Annotated in this window: 18 protein-coding genes; 7 read left to right on the forward strand and 11 right to left on the reverse strand. The window is 38.9% G+C overall.

What is annotated here, in order from left to right:
- Window positions 1-240 precede the first annotated feature (240 nt).
- The gene (locus tag DNK84_RS01265) at window positions 241-1653 is read left to right on the forward strand and encodes an aminotransferase class I/II-fold pyridoxal phosphate-dependent enzyme (protein ID WP_235826791.1); all 1413 of its coding nucleotides are present in this window, start codon (window positions 241-243) and stop codon (window positions 1651-1653) included.
- Here DNK84_RS01265 and DNK84_RS01270 read toward each other — a convergent pair.
- The 7 genes from DNK84_RS01270 to DNK84_RS01300 form a co-directional block, all read right to left on the reverse strand.
- Window positions 1582-2364 carry a sulfite exporter TauE/SafE family protein gene (locus DNK84_RS01270; RefSeq protein ID WP_119342767.1) on the reverse strand — a complete coding sequence of 261 codons (783 nt, stop codon included), beginning with the start codon at window positions 2362-2364 and terminating at the stop codon, window positions 1582-1584. The two genes, DNK84_RS01265 and DNK84_RS01270, sit on opposite strands and share 72 nt — an antisense overlap.
- Window positions 2365-2484: 120 nt before the next feature.
- A complete protein-coding gene (leuB, locus tag DNK84_RS01275) occupies window positions 2485-3582 on the reverse strand; it encodes a 3-isopropylmalate dehydrogenase (protein WP_119342768.1) in 1098 nt (365 codons plus the stop codon).
- Window position 3583: 1 nt separating this feature from the next.
- On the reverse strand, window positions 3584-4159 hold the full coding sequence (gene leuD, locus DNK84_RS01280; RefSeq protein ID WP_119342769.1) for a 3-isopropylmalate dehydratase small subunit: 576 nt from the start codon (window positions 4157-4159) through the stop codon (window positions 3584-3586).
- Window positions 4146-5570: a 3-isopropylmalate dehydratase large subunit gene (leuC, locus tag DNK84_RS01285; protein WP_119342770.1), complete on the reverse strand. Its 1425-nt coding sequence runs from the start codon at window positions 5568-5570 to the stop codon at window positions 4146-4148. The genes leuD and leuC overlap by 14 nt, the downstream gene beginning before the upstream one ends.
- On the reverse strand, window positions 5563-7182 hold the full coding sequence (locus DNK84_RS01290; RefSeq protein ID WP_119342771.1) for a LeuA family protein: 1620 nt from the start codon (window positions 7180-7182) through the stop codon (window positions 5563-5565). The genes leuC and DNK84_RS01290 overlap by 8 nt, the downstream gene beginning before the upstream one ends.
- Window positions 7183-7211: 29 nt before the next feature.
- Window positions 7212-8138, reverse strand: coding sequence for a branched-chain amino acid transaminase (locus tag DNK84_RS01295; protein WP_119342772.1), 927 nt, complete (start codon window positions 8136-8138; stop codon window positions 7212-7214).
- A 344-nt stretch (window positions 8139-8482) separates the two neighbouring features.
- Complete coding sequence (locus DNK84_RS01300; RefSeq protein ID WP_119342773.1) at window positions 8483-8920, reverse strand: hypothetical protein; 438 nt, start codon at window positions 8918-8920, stop codon at window positions 8483-8485.
- 293 nt (window positions 8921-9213) lie between these two features.
- Here DNK84_RS01300 and DNK84_RS01305 point away from each other — a divergent pair, with 293 nt between their 5' ends.
- Entirely contained in the window at window positions 9214-9471 is a 258-nt protein-coding gene (locus DNK84_RS01305; RefSeq protein WP_119342774.1) for a hypothetical protein, read from the forward strand.
- Here the strand turns inward: DNK84_RS01305 and htpX are convergent, their stop codons facing one another.
- Window positions 9472-10518: a zinc metalloprotease HtpX gene (gene htpX, locus DNK84_RS01310; RefSeq protein ID WP_119342775.1), complete on the reverse strand. Its 1047-nt coding sequence runs from the start codon at window positions 10516-10518 to the stop codon at window positions 9472-9474.
- Window positions 10519-10529: 11 nt separating this feature from the next.
- Window positions 10530-11108 carry a LemA family protein gene (locus tag DNK84_RS01315; RefSeq protein ID WP_119342781.1) on the reverse strand — a complete coding sequence of 193 codons (579 nt, stop codon included), beginning with the start codon at window positions 11106-11108 and terminating at the stop codon, window positions 10530-10532.
- A gap of 111 nt (window positions 11109-11219) precedes the next feature.
- Here DNK84_RS01315 and DNK84_RS01320 point away from each other — a divergent pair, with 111 nt between their 5' ends.
- The 3 genes from DNK84_RS01320 to DNK84_RS01330 are packed head-to-tail and all read left to right on the forward strand — an operon-like array spanning window position 11220 to window position 13307.
- Entirely contained in the window at window positions 11220-11894 is a 675-nt protein-coding gene (locus DNK84_RS01320) for an alpha/beta hydrolase (protein WP_119342776.1), read from the forward strand.
- Window positions 11891-12805: a hydroxymethylbilane synthase gene (hemC, locus tag DNK84_RS01325; RefSeq protein WP_119342777.1), complete on the forward strand. Its 915-nt coding sequence runs from the start codon at window positions 11891-11893 to the stop codon at window positions 12803-12805. Before DNK84_RS01320 ends, hemC begins: the two co-directional genes overlap by 4 nt.
- A gap of 16 nt (window positions 12806-12821) precedes the next feature.
- Window positions 12822-13307: a WbuC family cupin fold metalloprotein gene (locus DNK84_RS01330; protein WP_208123227.1), complete on the forward strand. Its 486-nt coding sequence runs from the start codon at window positions 12822-12824 to the stop codon at window positions 13305-13307.
- Between the two features lie 36 nt (window positions 13308-13343).
- Here DNK84_RS01330 and tdh read toward each other — a convergent pair whose 3' ends face one another.
- Window positions 13344-14393 carry an L-threonine 3-dehydrogenase gene (gene tdh / locus DNK84_RS01335; protein WP_119342783.1) on the reverse strand — a complete coding sequence of 350 codons (1050 nt, stop codon included), beginning with the start codon at window positions 14391-14393 and terminating at the stop codon, window positions 13344-13346.
- 10 nt (window positions 14394-14403) lie between these two features.
- Window positions 14404-15597, reverse strand: coding sequence for a glycine C-acetyltransferase (locus tag DNK84_RS01340; protein ID WP_119342778.1), 1194 nt, complete (start codon window positions 15595-15597; stop codon window positions 14404-14406).
- A gap of 566 nt (window positions 15598-16163) precedes the next feature.
- Between DNK84_RS01340 and DNK84_RS01345 the strand changes: the two genes are divergently transcribed.
- Window positions 16164-16796 carry a helix-turn-helix domain-containing protein gene (locus DNK84_RS01345; protein WP_162902143.1) on the forward strand — a complete coding sequence of 211 codons (633 nt, stop codon included), beginning with the start codon at window positions 16164-16166 and terminating at the stop codon, window positions 16794-16796.
- 126 nt (window positions 16797-16922) lie between these two features.
- Window positions 16923-17429: an NAD(P)-binding protein gene (locus DNK84_RS01350; RefSeq protein WP_119342780.1), complete on the forward strand. Its 507-nt coding sequence runs from the start codon at window positions 16923-16925 to the stop codon at window positions 17427-17429.
- Window positions 17430-17583 lie beyond the last annotated feature (154 nt).

The raw sequence follows: 17583 nt of genomic DNA on the forward strand, positions 1-17583 counted from the left end.
TCAAATATATTTAAAACCAAGGATTGCAACCTTGCAAATCATTTTTTAATTAAATTAAATCAACTTAATTTCACATCTTGTAGTTTTTTTGGTTCACAGAACCTAGTTTACGAATATTTTAATCTCTTTTATAATCACAAACCTGGAGCTTGTAAATAAAGAATTGCAAATAATAGACTTGTCGGCTTGCGCAATTCAGGCTAGTTTATTATGAAATGCTTTTGTTCATAGGGAAATATAGTGGAATACCAACAACGCTTACAAACACAAATAACAAATCGAGATAAGGCTAAAGCATATATTAAAAATAAATCATTTGACACGATTGCTACACATGGCGTGTATGATTTAAATGAAGCTTTAGCAAATCAAGGATCAGTAATTGAACCTGTGTTTATGTCAACGGCACAAGGATTCTCTCATGCCGATGAGCTGCAAGCAGCACTGGCTTATGAAATTCCCAGTTGGAGTTATACACGTATCCATAACCCAACGCTTTACTATTTAGAGTCGACCTTGGCACTATTAGAAAGTTATGATTGTGGTGTTGAGGCAGGCTGCTGTGTAACAAGCTCTGGCATGTCCGCGATTACTACGGTTACTGATGCTTTATTAGCCGACAGCCCACACGCTAACTTTGTGTCTTCTTCCCAGATTTATGGCGGGAGCTTTCAGCAGTTTTCTATCAGACAAGCACAAAAAAACCGTCAAGTGCGCTGGGTTGCTCCAGATGCGCCGATGCAAAGCTGGGCAGCACAAATCGATGAAAATACGCGGTTTATCTATATTGAGGTGCCTTCTAATCCTGGTCTGGCAATGTGTGATATTGAAATGCTGGCAGGATTAGCACATGCTAACAATATTCCTTTGATTGTTGATGCAACTTTGGCAACACCGGCATTAATACGCCCTTTTCAATTTGGTGCTGATATTGTGATTCATTCCTTATCAAAGATTATCGCAGCCTCTGGCAGCGTTATTGGTGGTGCAATTATCGCTAAAGAAAACATTACAGCCAGGTTTTTACCTGATGATGTCAGTGCTAATTTTTGTCAACATTTAAAGCTTCTGCCTAATCGTGATAATGGCGCATGTCTATCTCCTATGCAGGCATTTTTGGTTTTATCAGAGCTTAGAACGCTGCGTATGCGGGTTGATGCTTTCTCACAAAATACATTAAAAGTTGCCCAGTTTCTCCAAGGTCACCCTAAAGTAGAGCAAGTGCTTTATCCAGGGCTTTTGGATTATCCTCAATATCAACTTGCGCAAAAGTACTTTGAATTGGTAGATTCGGCAAAAAATAGTTTACATAATCAACCAGAAAAACGTTATGGGCATTTGTTGTCATTTCGTGTTAAAGATGGGGTGCAGGCAGCAAAGCAAGTTATCAATAACCTTCGGTTAATCTTTTGTGCAACTGATTTAGGGCGTGTTAAAACGATTGCCACAATCCCTGCAATTTCAACACATCAACAACAAGGTGATAAAGGAAGACAATTGGCAAATATTCCAGATAATCTGATTCGTTTAAGTGTTGGTGCTGAGAATGCAGATGATATTATTCAAGATTTGGATCAGGCGTTAGGTAATCATAATAACTGCAACAATAATCACCATGGCAATATAGATGTATTGCAGCGGCCTCATCGGTAATACATAAGTCAGCCTGGAGCCAATAATTGCTCCGATGATGCTTGGAATAATTGCAGTTAAAAAGATGCTTAAGTTTAGGTAGCCTAAGTTATACGCAGGCAAATTATTCGCATAAAGCCCAAATAATATGGTTAATATGCCCATCAAAAACGACAGGCTTAACGTAATAATCGTAGAGGCACCAATCGCATTTTTAATTGCCAAGCCATAGCGAATAAAAAAAGGCACAAAAAATGCAGATACTCCAGATAACATTGTGCAAAGCCCAGCAATACCTGCTAACAAGATTTTTTGTAATTGACCAACATTTGCTTGTTTTGTGGGCGAGAATAAGCGTTTAATCATCCATGCCGCAATTAAAAAAAGAACAATTGCAAAAAATAGTTTAAGCTTTGCACTTGGAATCAGCGTCATTAAATAAACACCAATGATGGCACCAATTAAAATATATACAAATGTTGCCTTAAGTGGTGTTGACTGGACATGACCGTATTTAATCTGCTTTTTGGAAGCAAAAAGGCCAATGAAAATGCTTGAGGCAAAGCAAGTGGAAATAGCGACCTGCATCAAGTGATCATTGTGGGGATAGTAATAAGACAGAACAGCAAAAAATCCAGGTACAAAAATAATACCAGAGCCGCCACCAAACAGTCCGGAAATAACACCACCAGCAAGTGCGATAAGAATAATTAATAAGATAAATGTCAGCATGGTAATTACTTTATGATGAAATGATTTTCATTATAGATTAAGCATATGCTTGTGGTATATAACTTTATGGTTTGTTTGTATAATCTGAAAACTATTGCTCAGCCAAAATTTCAGTAAGTTTTACGCGATACAAATGGCCTTTATTTCTTGAACGATTGCCTGTGTTATTTGTGTGGTTGTTACTGGTGTTTCATCGACTGTGCAAAGATCAGCTGTTTTGACGCCTTTTTTTAGCACAGCCTCAATGGCATCCTGAATTGCTTTGGCCTCCTGGTGCAGGCCAAAAGAGTAAGAAAGCATCAAGCTTGCTGAGAGAATCTGTGCAATTGGATTGGCAACATTTTTGCCTTGGATATCAAAAGCAGAGCCACCGGCTGGTTCATAGAGACCAAAGCCTTGTTTATTTAAACTAGCAGAAGGGATAAGCCCAATGGAGCCAGGTAAAACAGAGGCCAGATCTGATAAGATATCACCAAATAAATTAGCCGTGACAATCACATCAAATTGCGCTGGATTTAAAACAAGTTGCATAGCGCAGTTATCGACATACATATGATTGACTTTGACATCGGGGAAGTTTTTTTCCTGTGCTTTTACAACCTCACGCCATAAGCGGGAAGTATCTAATACATTGGCTTTATCAACGGAAGTGAGCACTTTATTTCTCTTTTGCGCGCCGATAAAGGCTTTCTCGACAATATGCGCAATGGTATTTTCATCATATTCAGCCGTATCACTGGCATGTTTCACACCATTTTCATCTTCAAAACGACGATGCTCACCAAAATAAATATCACCAGAAAGCTCGCGAAATATTTCTATGTCCGCACCTTGCCCAATTCGATTGTTTTTAAGTGGGCTATTTTCTTGTAAGGCATTAAACATCTTAATCGGGCGGATATTTACACCAAAATTAAATGCTTTTCGTAAAGCTAAAATACTGTTGGCCTCACAACCTTGCCATTTGGGATCATCTTGTGCATCAACTGGTCCACCAACACAGCCAAATAAGATAGCATCTGACTGCTGGCAAATTTCAAGTGTTTCATGAGGACAATGTTTGCCATATATATCAAATGCAGCACCACCGATGGCTGCATGTTGAAAGATAAATTGATGGTTATATCGTTCATTAATGGTTTCAAGCACTTCTAATGATGCTGACATGACCTCTGGGCCAATCCCATCGCCAGGTAAAACAGCAATTATTTTTTTCATTTTATGCGCTCCTTAAACGTTGTTGTTCAAAGGCACAAATTTTATCTTTGTGCGCTAATAGATAAGCCATATCATCTTGCCCTTTTAACAAACATTCACGGCGAAATGGATCATAATCAAATAAATACGCCTGTCTTGAGTCAGTCACGGTGTTGTTTTCAAGATCAACGGTGAGATCCAGCATGCCTTGTCGTGCATGCTCACAAAGGGTCTGGGTAATATCAGCAGGAAGTTCAATTAATAACAAGCCATTTTTAGCCGCATTATTAAAGAAAATATCTGAGAATGACGGCGCAATAATCACATCAATACCTGCTTGTTGTAATGCCCAGACTGCATGCTCTCTTGATGAACCACAGCCAAAATTGCTACCGGCAAGTAAGATACGTGCATCTTTAAAACAAAGTTGATTGAAGACAAATTCTGGATCGGCTTCTTTTAAGCGTTTAAACAGATTTTCACCATAACCATTAGTTGTTGTTTGTGTTAGAAATTGCGCCGGGATAATCATATCAGTGTCGATGTCGCCAACCCACATTGGAATAGCTTTAGCCGTAATTGTTTTAAATGGTTTCATAACAAACCTCCTCAAGTAACATTTGATAGCTGCATATCTGTCCTTTAATTGCACTGGCAGCAACGGTTTCAGGCGAGGCTAAATGCGTAATGCTGCCGGTTCCTTGCCTGCCAATAAAGTTGCGATTTGATGTGCTGATACAACGTGCGCCTTGAGGGACTTTATCATCATTCATAGCAAGGCACATCGAACAGCCAGGCATACGAAACTGAGCACCAGCCTGAATGAAAATTTTATCTAATCCTTCATCGATTGCCTGCTTACGTACACCTTCAGAACCTGGCACAACATACATTGTAACGTGATCAGCAATATGCCTGTTTTTAAGCACGTGAGCCGCACGGCGTAAATCCTCAATTCTCCCATTGGTGCAACTTCCAACAAATGCCCATTGAATCGGTTTACCAGCAACAGGCTCACCAGGTAAGAATTGAGTGTATTGATAAGCCTGTTCAACAAGCTTTTGCTGTGCGTTTGGAATTTGTTGTAACGTTGGCACACTTTGATTGATCTCAATGGCATGCTGTGGGTTTATGCCCCAAGTAACCATTGGTTGTAAGTTGTCGATTTCAATGATGATTTCTTTATCAAAAGAGGCCCCCTCGTCTGTTTTTAGGGTTTGCCATTGCTTAATCGCCTCATGCCAATTTTTCTCCTTAGGGGCATATTTTTTCCCTTTAAGATAATCAAAGGTAATTTGATCTGGTGCAATAAGGCCTGCACGTGCACCACACTCAATTGACATATTACAAAGTGTCATGCGGGCTTCTATCGACATTGATTCAATGACTTTTCCTGTGTATTCAATAACATATCCAGCAGCACCACCAATGCCAATCGTTGCAATAAGCTTCATAATGATGTCTTTTGCTGTGGCATATTTACCGGGTGTGCCAGAAAAGTGAACCTTCATCGTTTTAGGACGATATTGCAAAATACAGTTTGTGGCTAGTACATGTCCTACCTCAGAGGTACCAACACCAAAAGCAAGTGTGCCAAAAGCACCATGTGTTGCCGTATGAGAATCACCACAAACCATGGTTTGTCCAGGAAGCGTGAAGCCAAGCTCTGGGCCAATCACATGTACAATACCTTGATATTGGCTATCAAAATCATAAAAGTCAATATCAAAGTCTTTGACATTTTTGCGTAGTGTTTCTACCTGCGCTTTGGCTTGCTTATCATACATTTTAGTTCGGTCAATTGGTGAGGTTGAGATACTATGGTCAACCGTCGCTAAAAGAGAACTTTTATCATTAATAGGCAAATTCAACCTACGAAGCTTATCAAAAGCTTGTGCTGAGGTGACTTCATGCATTAACATTCGATCGATATATAATATATCAGGAAACCCTTTTTTACTCTCAACAACATGCTTATCCCATATTTTATCAATAATGTTTTTAGGCATAAGCATTCTCCTGTGTCTGTGCAGTTCGCGTTTCGATCCGATAATGCTTTTCAACATACATCTGATTAATGGCCTCAATAAATGCCTTTAAAGCCGAGACCTCAATATCACTGTCTTTTGCAATACCTTTGTATTCACCTTGGCCATCGGCAGTAATCACAATCGTCGCCTGTGCATTTGAGTCGATGCCAGATTCTGTTAAAGACTTTGCATAATAATCTTTAACTTCAATCCCGGGGAAATAGGCTTTTGTTGCTTCAACAAGTGCGGCTAAGGCTGAGTTTTTCCCTGATATATCCACATGTATGTTATCTTTTTCAAAAAATTGTCCTTTAATATGGATGTAAGTATTTCCCTGCTCAGATTTCCCATAAGCAATATTGTCAGGTTTAATCGGTGCGCGAATATGCTTATAAGCTTTAAGTAGTTCAAGATCAGTGATGCCTTTGCGCCGATCATGATAATAATCTTTAATTTGCTGCGCAATCTGTGCTTTTTCGTTTTCATGACAAACATAGCCAAATTCTTCAATGATTTTCTTGGCATGATTGCCACCTGATAAAGGGCCAAAGACAAAAGAGACTTCACTGCCAATGGATTTTGGATCAAATGGTTGATAAGCCAGCGGATTTTTCAAGATGGCGTTGGTGTGTCCACCTGAGGTATGTCGTGTTGCATTAAGTCCAACAATCGGCGAGTGAGGCTGTTTGGGCAGCATTTTCTTTGCAATAAAATCAGAAACCTCTTTTAGGCCTTCAATATTAATATCAGTATAATAATGTGCTTCTGGCTGATTCCCAAAGGCATCGATATACATGACACATTGCTCAAGGGCGGCATTTCCTGCTCTTTCACCTACACCATTGATACAGGCTTCAATTTGACGGGCAGGGCCAGCAAAAACAGCATTCATTGAATTCTCCAATGCCAAGCCAAAATCATTGTGACAGTGTGCCGACCAGATAATATCTTTATCCGGGAAGGTGTCGTGAATAATTTTGGCATGTTTGTTCATGTTATGCACAAAATAATGATCGCCTTCACGTGCACAAGCGCCACCGATTGTGTCTGGACAGTTAATAACACTTGCACCGGCATGCACTGCAGATTTAAATAATTCTGTGACATAATCAAAGCCATCGCCCAAGCGCGAATAGCCTTCAGCACTGAATTCGACTTCAAAGCCCTTATCAGTTGCTATTTTTATCAAGCGATAGACTTCAGCAATATTATTATCTTGGTCATTTTTACGGCCTAAACTCGCCTGAGCAAGGTTTGGGTCTACGGGTAAATAGACATGAACGCGAGCCTTTTTGGCTGCCAAAGCAGGCTCAAGTGCCTGCATAGTTTTAATCACTTGTGCTTCTCGCAGCTGACATAATCCGGCAATCGTCATGTTTGAACCTTTTTTTGCCATACGTTCAGCAATAAAATTGACGATTTTAAAATCTGTTTGGCTTGCCGAAGGAAAGCCTGCTTCTAATACATCAATATTTAATTTATCCGCATAATCTGCATAGCGGATATTATCCTCAAAACGCATTCCCGCACCTGGGGATTGTTGCCCATCGCGTAAGGTCGTATCAAAAATAAAAATTTTTTTCGCATGCATTGTCCTTCCTCCTATTTATTTATATTGTTTTATGATGCAATAACTTCCTGGCTGATATAGGTCATAAAGCCATGATCAATATCACCATTTGTGATTTTATTGAAATACTGCATGATATCTTTTGTAATAGCACCGACTTTACCATGTTGATTAATCTGTTGATCATCCAGGCTTTTAATCGGTGTAATCTCTGCTGCCGTCCCACTAAAAAATGCCTCATCAGCTTTAATAACCTCATCGGGGGTGAAATATTGCTCAACCACTGGGATATCAAGCTTTTGCGCAATATCGATAACAAGGCGGCGAGTAATACCATCTAATATTGTTCCAAGTGGTGTGGTGATAAGCTTTCCATCTTTAACGATAAAAATATTTTGCGCGGCACCTTCTGCAACAAATCCATCAGCATCTAATAAAAGCGCTTCATGATAATGTGTGCCTTGACAAGCCATGGTTGCTAACATACTGTTGATATAATGTCCTGAAATCTTGGCATCACAGATGGTTGATTTAGGATGTATACGAATATATTGGCTGGTCATCACATCAACACTGTCAGCATCAAGGTAGCGTCCCATGGGTAAGCAGGCAATAATAATATCGATTGGATGATTATCTTGTGGCAATACACGAACACTGCCTGCATCACCATAATAGGCCAATGGGCGGATATAGCAGGATTGATGTTGATTTTTTTGTATGGTCTCAATCACTGCCTGACAAAGTTCATCAACACTATAAGGGGATTGCATGCCAATGGCATTCATGGAATACAGAAAACGATCCATATGTGCTTTTAGTTGCAAAATGGCTGTACCTTTTTTTGTTTTATAGGCACGAATACCTTCAAAGACACCTGTTCCATAATGAAGGCCATGTGACATTACGTGTGTAACGGCTTGATCTCTTGGTTTGAGGGCGCCATTTTGCCAAATATATTGTTGTTCTCCAGACACTTTTTTCTCCAAAGGTTAGTCGGTTGTATATAAGCAATTACTATGCTGTCTTATTAAAAGCATAGAAAGAGGAAAATTGGGAAATAAATAAGATACCGCCTACAGGCGGAGCAGTCGTAGGGCAATAGCAAGTAAGTCAGTTAGTATAATCTGATTGAAATCTAAACAGTTGTAGCGACTTTCTCGCATTACTTTGTCCTACATAATTGACACTTGTTAGGATTAACCTATCACTATTAGCAGCAAACTGCAAATGTTAATTTGTGAAGTTATACACTTTCAGAAATTTTGTAGCTTAAATTGTTTGTTAGACTATAACAGCTGCTACTCAATAGGTCAGCTATTTATATAGGATTGACTGTTACGGTGTAATTATTATCTCCTGTAGCTTTGCTTAATACAAAATGAATGCTTTTTGATTTATCGTAAGACCATAGTGTTTCAGATGTGCCTATGTTTTCATACTTATATGAACTACTCTCATAATCATTAAATATACTTAAAGTTTTTCCACCTTTATATTCTAAAGATACCTTCAGCCAGCCATTGACACCTGGGCAGTAACGTCTGGAAGCCCAATTATACTGAAAAGTTTTTTTAAAAGTAATATTAATGCTTCCGCCATCAGCAAATGGAGGGGTGGCATTAGAAACACAATACTCTGATACATGTAATGTAACAGGAGTTGATAGGTTGTTATTAAGAGTAAAGTATGTGTTAGCATGCGCAAAATTTATTAATGATACTAATGCAAACCCTAGTGCATATCCTTTTAATTTCATATTTTTCTCCTTTTGTGATTGAAATATATACGACTGATAACATAAAATGATATTTTTAGCGCTTTATGTTATCGTAGATCAGTATAAGATGGGGAAATGATAGTAAGAAATAATAATTTTTTATCAGCATCATAAACTAAAGTTTGGTATTCATAGGTTCAAATTTTTTCTGTACATATGACGCTTATATGATGCAATGTGCTAAAGCACAAAAAGCGACACTCACAACGCTTGATAAGCGTTTGGCAGAGGTATCAGAAAAAGATGGGATAAAAACAATATGGGTGCATTAAATGAAAGCATATATTACGACAGAATTTCGGGCACATTTGGCAGAAGCGCTTAAAAGGGCAAAAAAAGATGGGGTGTACAATAAGAAAGGTGATGAATTCACCATCATGCCGAGTAAAAAAACTTCTTCACCTTTTGATAAGGTAAAGGGTATAAATTTAAAATCGGTAGATAAAAATGAAATTATTGAGGCAATATCAGAATCAAGAGATCGATATCAATGGCTTGGTAATAATAAAGAAAATGCATCAAAGGACTAATCAATCCCGAATCGATGCACCGATAGATTTTAAGCGCTTTTTTAGACTTGGGTGCGTAGAGAAAAGATCATCAACACCATTGCCTGAAAATTTAGCGCTGGCAGGATCATAAAGATAAGATGCCCGGCGCATGCGCTCATTTGCTGTTTGGCGATAGGCTTGTGCTGTTTGTGGATCCTGGTGATTATTGCTAATCTTGATCAAGGCATTTGCCATGGGCCTGTTATCACGCATAAGCTCAACGGCACCGGCATCGGCCATATATTCACGTGTTCGGCTTAAAAACAGCATCATAAGGCCAGTTATAATTGGTAAGATAAAGCGCAGCAGCATCACGACCATAAAAATGATTGCCATGACATTATTATTTCCCTCGCGACGACTACGGTTACCACCGCTGAATAAGACTGACCAGAATAAGAATTCGATCATAAACATCAGCATATTCGATAGTACAACGGTAAAAAGATTCAACTTTATATCCTGGTTTCGAATATGGGTTAACTCATGTGCCATTACAGCTTGAAGCTCATCTCGACTTAATCGCTCAGCCAGTGTGCGAGTTACCGCTACCATCGATGATTTCTCTGAAAACCCTGACGCAAAAGCATTCATATAGTTTGCTTCAATTAAGTAAACCTTAGGCATATAGGGCATATTTGCCGCGATTTTCATTTCCTCAACAATATTATAAATTCTCTGGCAAAGCGGATCTGGGTCATTGGGTTGAATTTCACGATATTGGGTTCCGGCAAGCATGATTTTATCGTAATAGCTAAATGTCAATAATAGCCAGATTAATGCAAGCCCCGTTGAAATAATCACCGCCCAAGGCGTGATTTGAAAGCTTATAAGCGCATGAGCAACCGCGCTTAGAGAAATATTATATTGCGGATAGAAACTGCTTAACTGGCCATAGCGCCAGATAAGGTCGATAAAAAAGCCTAAGGCAAAGAAAATAATCAAAAAAAGGGCGATAACAATATATGATTTTCGCGTATTTTTTTTGACAACTTCACGCCAGTCAACACTGTTGATATCTAACATCATATTGCCTGTTAAAGCTCAACACGTGCATCTTCAAGCGACTGCCTTTTTTCATCGCTTACTTGCCAGTAGATAAAGTCCTTATCAAGTTTGCTCTTAAATAAACCGACAACCATGCTGGCAATCATTGACTTTTTATGGGCATTATATTTCTCAATCCCATCGTTAAATGCTTGCTTGGCAAAGGCAAGTTTATTTTCTGTTGAAGTAATCTCTTCTTGCAATTGCATTACATTCTGGTTGGCTTTTAAATCGGGATAATTTTCAAATTGAACATTAATGCCACCGGCGATTTTAGAGATTTCATTTTCAGCCGCCATGCGTGTTTGGACATCGCCTTGCACCTTTGCTTTATTGGCTTGGGTTCGTAAGTCAGTGACATCTTTGAGTACGGTTTTTTCATAATCCATATACTTTCTGACGACATTGATTAATGAATCAAAAACTTTTGCACGTCGATCCAGTTGCACATCGATTTGTTTTTCTGAGTTGTTTACCGCCTCAATTTCAGCAATAAGACTATTGTAAGTCATTAACACATAACCGAAAATCAATGCAACAATCACGATAATAACGATTAACGCGAACATATTTTGCTCCTTTTTGTTTAACTGTACATAATTTGCCATGAATGTTGCTGGCATTCAAGTTTAATGTATTTCATAATAGGGATATTTTTTATATCTCAAAGAGAAAAGCAAATGCAAGATAGTGTTATTATTGAACCAAAATCACAAGCCAAATCCTGTGTGATATGGCTTCACGGCTTAGGTGCAGATGGACATGATTTTGAGGCTGTTGTACCACAGTTAAATTTATCAGATTGCCATGGTGTGCGTTTTATTTTCCCACATGCGCCAATCCAGCCAGTTACGATTAACATGGGTATACAGATGCGTGCATGGTATGACATCAAACGCATGGATGATATCAAGCGTGATGTTGATACCCAAGGTATTGAAGACTCAGTTAGACGTATTGATCAAATCGTACAGGCACAAATTGCTAAAGGCATTGACAGTAAAAATATTATCTTAGCCGGGTTTTCACAAGGTGGTGCTGTTGCTGCAATAAGCGCATTAACATTACCGTATACATTTGCTGGGGTTATTTTATTATCGACGTATCTGCCGGATTGGGATTACTTTATAACAAAAAAAACCAATGCAAATAAATACACAGATTTTGTCATTGCCCATGGCCAGTTTGATCATGTTGTGCCAATAAAAGCAGGTTTGCTGCTAAAAGAGACACTAGCACAAGAAGGCTTTAAGGTGCAATGGCATCAGTATCCAATGGAGCATAGTGTTTGTATGGAAGAAATTCAAATGATCAGCGATTTTATCCAACAACATCAAGTTGCGCCAAACCAATGAAAAATACAATCATCATCGCCAGTCGTGAAAGCCAATTGGCTTTGTGGCAAAGCCGTTATGTGCAAGGGTTGATTCAAAAACAAACAGGACAAGATTGTCAGATTTTAACGATGAAAACCAAAGGGGATATTATTTTAGATAAACCCTTAAACAAAGTTGGTGGCAAGGCTTTATTTATGAAAGAGCTTGAAATTGCTATTGAACAAGGACAGGCGCATTTAGCTGTTCATTCACTAAAAGATGTGCCATATGAACTGCCAGACGGGTTTGTTTTAGCAGGGTTCTTTACGCGTGAGAATCCCTATGATGCATTTGTCAGCAATCATTATCAACAGCTGGATGATTTGCCAAAAGCATCTGTTATTGGTACATCAAGTCTGCGGCGTAAGGCGCAGATACTAGCGCATCGACCAGATTTGATCGTTAAAGACTTGCGCGGTAATGTCAACACGCGGCTTAAAAAATTAGATCAAGGGGAATATGATGCTGTTATCTTAGCGGCAGCTGGTCTTATCCGCCTGGGATTAGATAAAAGAATACAGCAAGTATTGCCAAAAGAGATTTGTCTGCCGGCTGTTGGTCAGGGTATTGTTGTGGCCGAAGTATTCGCACAGAATGATCCATTAAGACAGCTGTTAAATGGTTTAAATAATCCAAATAGCTTGGCTTGTGCGATGGCCGAGCGAAGTTTTAATGAGGCCTTACAAGGTGGCTGTCATGCACCAATTGCAGCTTTTGCAGAAAAAGATAGTGAAGGTATTCTTCATTTAGAAGCAATGGTTGCGACAAGCAACGGTCAACGTGTATTAAGACAAAGCCTTCGTGGCAGTGATCCCGTTAAACTTGGCAAAGCTTTGGCAGATCAAATGATTCAAAAAGGTGCCAAGGATATTTTGCAAGATATCGTGTAATAAGTAGAGGGATAAGGTGATTAAAAAATTAGATAATGCTTTATTGCAGGATTTACAGCAACAAGCAGCAAAAAGTAACAGGAAACGCAGCCATTACAATCTGCATGAACAGTTAAGCGATCCGGTAAATCGGCTTTGTATTAGTCTGTCTAAGGGCACGTATATCCGTCCACACCGCCATCAACAAAAATGGGAGTTAATTTTAGCATTAAAAGGGGAAATTTGTGTTTTGATTTTTAATGATGATGGGGGTGTTGTTGATACATTTATCCTATCGCCAGAAGGTGAGGTTTGTGCGTTTGAAATGCCAGCAAATACCTGGCATACACTTTATCCTGTGACAGAGGTGGCCGCATTTTTTGAAGTAAAACCCGGACCATTTGAACCAACACCTGAAAAGGATTTTGCACAGTGGGCACCCAAAGAAGGTGAGCATAATGTAGATGCATTTTTGCAGTGGATGCAAACAGCGCAAAAGGGGGATTCTTTCTTTTATGGGTAAAGCGATATGATGCATTTTGATAGTTTGCAAATGGGATTACACCCAGTTTAAAATCACCTTACCGCATTGACCAGTTTTCATTAATTCAAAACCTTTAAGATAATCATCAATATCAAAGTGATGCGTAATGACAGGGGAGACATCCAAACCACTGCCAACCATGCTGGCCATTTTATACCAGGTTTCATATATTTCGCGACCATAAATACCTTTAAGATGTAGTCCCTTAAAGACGATATTATTCCAATCAACCGAAATATTACCATTTGCAATACCAAGCATGGCAATACTGCCACCATTATTCATCGTCTTGATCATATCAGCAATTGCGGTTGGATTGCCAGACATCTCCATGCCAACATCAAAACCCTCTTCCATGCCAAGTTTTTTCATGTTTGCCTGAATCAAGGCAGATTGTGCTTTGGCGTCAGGACAATCTTTAACATTTAATGCGATATCGGCACCCATTTGTTTGGCAAGGTTTAAACGGTAGTCATTAACATCGGTGATCATGATATGTTTCGCACCCACATGTCTGGCAATGGCAACAGCCATAATACCAATGGGGCCGGCGCCGGTGATCAGTACATCTTCGCCGATTAAATTAAAAGATAATGCAGTATGTACAGCATTACCAAACGGATCAAAAATGCTGGCGATATCATCACTGACATAATCAGGTACTTTAAATACATTTTCAGCGGGAATGCTTAAATACTCGGCAAACGCGCCTTGGCGATTTACACCAACACCAACGGTATTTCGGCATAAGTGGCGTCTTCCTGCACGGCAATTTCGACAAAATCCACAGGTAATATGGCCCTCACCAGAGACACGGTCACCTGGTTTAAAACCTTTGACTTCACAGCCGGTCTCGACTATCTCGCCAACAAATTCATGCCCAACTGCCATTGGCACGGGAATGGTTTGCTGTGACCACTGATCCCATAAATAAATATGCAAATCGGTGCCACAGATAGCTGTTTTTTTAACCTTGATCAAGACATCATTATGGCCAACTTGTGGGAGATCAAGCTCAGTCATCCAGATACCTGGTTCTGCTTTTAATTTAGATAAAGCCTTCATCTTTGTCATGTTAAATCACACCCATTTCTTTGCCAACCTCAATAAAGGCGGCAACCGTTTTATCAATTTGCTCAGCTGTGTGCGCTGCTGACATTTGTGTACGGATTCTCGCCAGCCCCTTTGGTACAACAGGATATGAAAAGGCAATGACATAAATTCCCTTTTGTAATAATTTATCAGCCATTGTGGCAGCTTTTTTCTCATCATAAAGCATTACTGGGATAATAGGGTGCTCTCCAGGAATTAAGTCAAATCCCGCCTTAGTCATTTCTGATCTGAACTGTTGCTGGTTTTTTTGTAATTGCATACGGCGCGTATCAGAATCGATAGCAATCTTAATCGCTTGTATAGAAGTCGCAGCAATCATTGGTGCTAATGAATTTGAAAATAAATAAGGACGCGCCTTTTGTTTTAACATCTCAGCAATTGGTGCTCTTGCGGCAACAAACCCACCTGAAGCACCACCTAATGCTTTACCTAGTGTGCTAGTGATAATATCAACTCGCTTGCCAACACCACAAAAATCTGGTGTGCCGCGGCCTTTCTCGCCGATAAAACCCGTTGCATGTGAATCATCAACCATAACAAGGGCATTGTATTTGTCAGCGAGCTCACAAACACTTTGAAGATTTGCAATAATACCGTCCATTGAGAAGACACCATCGGTAACGATAAGCTTAAAGCGCGCGCCTTTTTCATCAGCTGTCTTTAATTGTGTTTCCAGATCTGCCATATCATTATTTTTATAGCGAAAGCGCATCGCCTTGCATAATCGAATCCCATCGATAATGCTGGCGTGGTTTAACTGGTCGCTGATAATGGCATCTTCCTGGGTAAGAATCGATTCAAACACACCACCATTGGCGTCAAAACAAGAAGGGAAAACGATTGTTTCATCCATCTGTAAGTATTCACTTATAAGATTTTCTAATTGCCGATGTGGTGTTTGCGTGCCACAGATAAAACGCACAGAGGCTGCACCATAGCCATATTGATCCAGCGCTTTTTTAGCCGTTTCAATGAGCTTTGAGTTATCGGCTAAACCAAGGTAGTTATTCGCGCAAAAATTGATAACGTGCGCGCCGTTTTGAAGTGTAATATCCGAGGACTGTGGTGAGTTGATAATGCGCTCACCCTTATATGTGCCTGCATCTTTAATCGCCTGGATTTCATTGTTTAAATGCTGATAAAAGGTCTGATTCATCTTAATTTCCTTTTTAATTTTTATTTAACTTGTATTAATTTATATCAAAAATGCTGGCGTTATTGTAACGCAAGTGTGTAGAAACATCACAGAAAATCAAGCAAATTGATGGACGAAAAATAGAAAAAAGTAGATAAGGAAGGTTCAAGAATTAAGGTGCTCCTCGCCAGAAACTAAGGGGAGCATATGGAAGTACGGCGAGGAACAGTTGAAAGCTTAGTAAATAACAGCAATTTTTACAATGGGGTTTATGCAAATTAATTGAAAATAATTGGATTTAAATTAATTTTTTGCCAGGTTGTGTTTTTAGTGGTCACTAGATGCGCTTTTTATTATCAATGAAGGGGTGGCTATGTGTTTGACGTATATAACATTAATGTTCAGCGCTATGGAATTGAGTGTTTAAGACTGTGTCATTAAGCATAATGTCAAATGATGATAGAATAAGATAGCTTTTTAGTTTGATGTAACTCGGTGAATTGCAAGTGCAATCTAACGCTTTTCATTTGAAATCTTCCATGATAGACTGTGCCCATGCTGAGTACTATATTTTCAAAATTATAATAATGAGCTTAAGTAGGGAAACCGTTTTTTTAGAAAACTTTGCGTCAGATGAAGATGTAATTGCGACGATTTCAAGAAAGTTTAATGATTTGCTTGCGCTTAAAAAAGTAGAAATAAGCAAAATTGCGCTGTATACAGGCATGTCTGAGGCCGGTTTGCGAAAGCTAAGGCGAGGAGAAGGAAACCCAACGGTTTTTAGTCTTAATAAACTTGCTTCTTTTTTTGGTGTCCCTATAACATATCTTTTTTCAATTGATGAAGAACAAAAGAGCAAAATTGGTTTAAAAAGCTTACCTGTATATCCGATAGAGACTTATCCTAAAAGCGAGGTGCTTAAATACGTGGTGACAAAGAAGGTAGAGTATGCGCTGGTTGATTTTATTGTTACATTAACAAGCAATATGTTGTCACCAGCTTATATGGTAGGTACGTTTCTCTACATACAGCAAGATGCACTATTAGAAAGTGGAGAAACTTATTTTATTTCTACAAATTCAGGTAATATGTTGTGCAGGTATTTGGACATCAATGCAAATGGAATTTTTTTGCCTTTGCATGGTAACTTGGACAAGAGCTTTCAAAAGGATAATGACGTTGTTATTTATGGTAAAGTGATTGCATCATCTTTAATATGAACAAGTGAGACTGATACAACAAATTAATGCACATACAAAGCCATCGACCAAAGAAGATAGTAATGTTATTGCTATTTCTGTAACGAAAAAATAGATGCTCGTCAGTATATCAGCAGTAAAAACCATATGAGAAAAATCAATAATTTTCAGATAGAGAAAACGGTGGCTGTGATTGGTGCAGGGGCTTCTGGACTGATTACGGCAAAGATTTTAAAAGATCAAGGGTTTGCCGTTACCGTTTTTGAGAAAAAGCCCTGCACAGCAGGACTTTGGAATTACCATGAGACAGATGAGGGTGTGTTATATAAAAGTTTAGCAACGAATCTGCCTAAAGAGATTATGATTTTTTTTAACCAAAGTAAACCCTATGCAGAAAGTAGATCTTTTATAACACATCAACAAGTATGTTCATACTTACAAGAAAATGCACGTAAATGGAGTGTGCCAGATTATACATATTTTAATTGCAAAGTGACAAAGGTGCTGCCAACACAAAAACTGGATTTGGTTGTTGAGCATATCACCGATACCCTGCGTCCTCCAGGAGATGACCAGCTGAATAATACGCAGTGGGAAGTGCAATATACAAGGTTCTGTGAACCAAAAAAACTACAAGATGTGAAATTAAGTTGATTTAATTAAAAAATGATTTGCAAGGTTGCAATCCTTGGTTTGAAATATATTTGAGAAAAACAACAAAGGATTGCAAAATGCATTATCACATAAATGGAAATGCTTGGGAAAAGATTTATGAATTTTTAATGACGGTAAAGAGGATACACTGTAA

The organism is Facilibium subflavum (assembly GCF_003574485.1).
Lineage (GTDB): Bacteria > Pseudomonadota > Gammaproteobacteria > Francisellales > Francisellaceae > Facilibium > Facilibium subflavum.

Coding starts and splice junctions, on each gene's coding strand:
- DNK84_RS01345 (WP_162902143.1), top strand. CDS start 16,164: ATGAGCTTAAGTAGGGAAACCGTTTTTTTAGAAAACTTTGCGTCAGAT.
- tdh (WP_119342783.1), bottom strand. CDS start 14,393: ATGAAGGCTTTATCTAAATTAAAAGCAGAACCAGGTATCTGGATGACT.
- leuD (WP_119342769.1), bottom strand. CDS start 4,159: ATGAAACCATTTAAAACAATTACGGCTAAAGCTATTCCAATGTGGGTT.
- leuB (WP_119342768.1), bottom strand. CDS start 3,582: ATGAAAAAAATAATTGCTGTTTTACCTGGCGATGGGATTGGCCCAGAG.
- DNK84_RS01350 (WP_119342780.1), top strand. CDS start 16,923: ATGAGAAAAATCAATAATTTTCAGATAGAGAAAACGGTGGCTGTGATT.
- DNK84_RS01290 (WP_119342771.1), bottom strand. CDS start 7,182: ATGCATGCGAAAAAAATTTTTATTTTTGATACGACCTTACGCGATGGG.
- DNK84_RS01320 (WP_119342776.1), top strand. CDS start 11,220: ATGCAAGATAGTGTTATTATTGAACCAAAATCACAAGCCAAATCCTGT.
- DNK84_RS01315 (WP_119342781.1), bottom strand. CDS start 11,108: ATGTTCGCGTTAATCGTTATTATCGTGATTGTTGCATTGATTTTCGGT.
- DNK84_RS01300 (WP_119342773.1), bottom strand. CDS start 8,920: ATGAAATTAAAAGGATATGCACTAGGGTTTGCATTAGTATCATTAATA.
- DNK84_RS01270 (WP_119342767.1), bottom strand. CDS start 2,364: ATGCTGACATTTATCTTATTAATTATTCTTATCGCACTTGCTGGTGGT.
- htpX (WP_119342775.1), bottom strand. CDS start 10,518: ATGTTAGATATCAACAGTGTTGACTGGCGTGAAGTTGTCAAAAAAAAT.
- DNK84_RS01305 (WP_119342774.1), top strand. CDS start 9,214: ATGAAAGCATATATTACGACAGAATTTCGGGCACATTTGGCAGAAGCG.
- hemC (WP_119342777.1), top strand. CDS start 11,891: ATGAAAAATACAATCATCATCGCCAGTCGTGAAAGCCAATTGGCTTTG.
- DNK84_RS01340 (WP_119342778.1), bottom strand. CDS start 15,597: ATGAATCAGACCTTTTATCAGCATTTAAACAATGAAATCCAGGCGATT.
- leuC (WP_119342770.1), bottom strand. CDS start 5,570: ATGCCTAAAAACATTATTGATAAAATATGGGATAAGCATGTTGTTGAG.